This is a genomic window from Armatimonas sp. (assembly GCF_964826245.1).
In genome coordinates this window covers 1-3,047 of sequence record NZ_CBAYMC010000381.1, presented here as the reverse complement: position 1 = coordinate 3,047, position 3,047 = coordinate 1, and the positions used below count along the sequence as shown (strand labels likewise).

The 3,047-nt window shown below is 60.4% G+C and carries 2 protein-coding genes; both read right to left on the bottom strand.

Annotated features, from left to right (window positions below):
* Positions 1-158 precede the first annotated feature (158 nt).
* Entirely contained in the window at positions 159-455 is a 297-nt protein-coding gene (locus AC1XOS_RS21760; protein ID WP_481964310.1) for a TM2 domain-containing protein, read from the bottom strand.
* A gap of 312 nt (positions 456-767) precedes the next feature.
* Positions 768-3,047: hypothetical protein (locus tag AC1XOS_RS21755; protein ID WP_481964309.1), on the bottom strand; the 2,280-nt coding region annotated here is incomplete at its 5' end.

Genomic DNA, 3,047 nt, shown 5'->3' with positions numbered 1-3,047 from the left:
CCCGTGGCCGCGAAGCCATCGCCGAAGCCTTAGAGGCGATCTCTGAGGAGTTCGCGCTGATTCTGGTGATCACGCATGTCGAGGAGCTCAAAGACCGCTTCCCCACCCGCATTGAGATCAGCAAAGGCCCCGAGGGCTCACGCTTCACGCTAAACTAGCTAGAACCAGCCTTTTTTGTTCTTGACATAGGTCTCCACAAAGTCGTCGTCGGACTTTGTCAGATAGATAATTCCCTCCACCAGGCCAATCACGGCAAAGACCGGGGCTGCAATCCCACAGGTGAGAAGTGAGCCGAGCAGCATGATCAGCCCCTCGGTGTTGTAGCCCAGGATAAACTTGTGCACTCCCAAGCAGTTCAGAAGAATGGCGCAGATCCCTGCGGGGACTTTATTGGTTGCCCCGGTTGCTGTCGATGCAGAGTACGTGGGTACTTGCTGCCGCTGTGTCTGCCCCACGACACTGGAAAAGGGCGATGCGGCTGGCGGAGTTGTAGGAACCGAAGTCGCGGCCTGCGGGAGGCGGGTGCGGAGCTGTGGGTGCTCCGAAACCGTGAACTTGATGCCCGTTCCGGTATCCGTGATGACGGTATCCGGGGTAAGTCGCCCCTCAGTGGTCCACTGAGCGAGTGTCTCGATTGTGTCGGCCTCGTAGGCCACGCCATCCAAGGTGACGGTGTAGATTGCCATGCTTTTCTCCTCCCTCACTATACCAGAAGCCAGAAAGCCCCTGCACGGCAGAGCCATGCAGGGGCTTTCGCATTCATCTCGCTACTGTCCGGGCGAGAAGCTCGGGAATTCGAAGCGTGGGGCGATGGTCTGGTAGAACAGCTCGAACCCACTGGGCACGGAGAGGAGATTTCCTCCGACTGGCACCTGCCCACTGCGAGGCCGTGAGCTCGTCCAGAACATCCAGAGCTTACCCGGCTGGAGAGTCGGGTCCCCTACCGATGCAGGAAGACGGCCTGCATAGGGTCGGAGCAGACTCGCCTGAGTAGGATCGTAGTTGTAGAGGTCTACAAACGCACTCACCTGCCCCTCGTTGATCGTCTGTTGCATCGGCACCTGGAGACCCATCGAGTAGGTATCCGTGGCCGACAGCTCCTCAATGTAGCCAAGCTTTGTCACTAACTGAATATTGCGCGTGGCCGCTCCCCGAGCTGCGACGTAGTTGATTCCGACGTACATGCCTTCGTAGAGTGGATCTACATAGACACGCCCGGTGGAGAAGTCTACTTCGTAGGGGATCGCGGTGGCACCTGCCAGGGTGGCGTTATTGCTCACCACGACACCGCTGACCCGTGGCGTCTGGTTCCCAGTTCCATCCCGTGGCAAGAGAGCCACGGACTCATCACGAGCGAGTCGGTTTGCCTGAGGCAGTGCTGTCGTGCGCAGATCCACCCCTACGCGGCGGGCCGAGTAGTAGAGCCGTGCAGGGCGGTTGGGCTGTGCCCCCTTGCTCCAGGTAATCCACTGTCGCCCCAGACCAGAGAGCCGAGGATCGGTCTCGGAGGAAGGCATCGGAGTGGGAGTCCCATTTAGCAGCCGTCGGTAGACCTGTGAGCTGGGGACATTGGGCAGCAGCCGGTTGTCTGTCGTGACGAATGCCCCCGCATCTCCTGCCGTGTCGGGCGTGAGTCGGTAGGTCGTGGGCTGGTAGTCCACCACCACCTTGTCGTTGCTCTGTGGCTCATCCGCGCCACGGAAGCGAACCTCACCCGTCTCCGCATCCGCGTAGACATAGAGCACTCCGTTGGCCGTCGCCGTGTTGCGCCGGATCGTCTGCACCCAAATCTTGCTGTTGCTATCGTACTGCCAGGCATTGGGTTGGGTCTGGTAGCGAACCGTACCATTTGCCTGTAGGACTCGGACAGCGAGGTTATCTACGGAGTTGTTGGTGGAGTTGTAGCGGACGTACCAAGCGATGTGCTTGGAGCGCCACGCCAGATCCCGACCTGCCTGCACCAGCTGCTCACCGTCTACTTGAGGCAGCGCCGTCAGGATGAGCTGATTGCCACGCGGGGTACTGACTGTCTTGTAGCGCCCCATAAAGAGATCCGGTGTCTGAGTGTTGCGAAGAACTCCCGTGTAGACCACGTCCACAACGGGTGTTGATCCCGCGTCCACAGTAGGAACGAACTGCGTCCCACTGAAGGCTCCGACACTATGATCCGTGATGTTTAGCCGTCGCATGGTCGGGCTAGGCTCCGAGGCCGTGACAATTCCCGGAGGAACGGGCAAGGCAAGCTCACCGGAGCCACGGCCTGTGCCCGCAGACGTGGGCACTCCCGTATTGGTTCCTCGGTAAGGAATGTAGTACAGGCCCTGCTTACCCGGAGCCCCCCCATAGAATGTCACCACACCGTTACGTGTCTGAGGATCAAAGGCAGCCCGCGGGCCGTAGCGACGGATCGTCGGGTCGGGCCGTGAGTTGGGATTGACCAAGCTCAGGAGCGACTGCCCCGTGGCACTGGTCGGATTGCCATTGGCATCCAGCCCCGTCCAGAAGATCGTGTCGGTGGGTAATGCACCTGCCGTTGCCACCGAGTTGACCCAGAAGAGGGTGGCACTGGTGGCAGTTGGGGTGGTCTGGAGAACCGACGGGTACATGTTGGACTCGCCTGCCGCTCCCGATCCGATCATGGCAGTCGGTGTGAACCAGCGTGCCGTATTTGCGGTGGGATTCGCAATCGGGCTTCCGGGCACACTCGCCTGGAACGCTCCCAGATTTTCATCCCAGTTCATGTGGGTATGGAAGAGCCGGAAGGGCGACGTACCCGCCGCCGTCTGAGCGACCCCAGCTCCATCCGCGTTTCGTGCGAAGTAGAGATTGAGCCGTCCATTTGCCCCACGGAAGGCCGCAGGTGTCACCACCGAGGCGGGACGCTTGGGGAACGTCGGGTTCGTCAGCGGCGGATCCATCAGCGGCATCGTGTCAATGCCGTTGAGGAGGCCAGAGAAGATCCCATCGTAGCCAAAGCCTGCAAAGTCCGCGATCTGTCCCGTCAGTGGCGTCTCGGTGACCGTCACCTTGAGATCAATTGCCGGGCT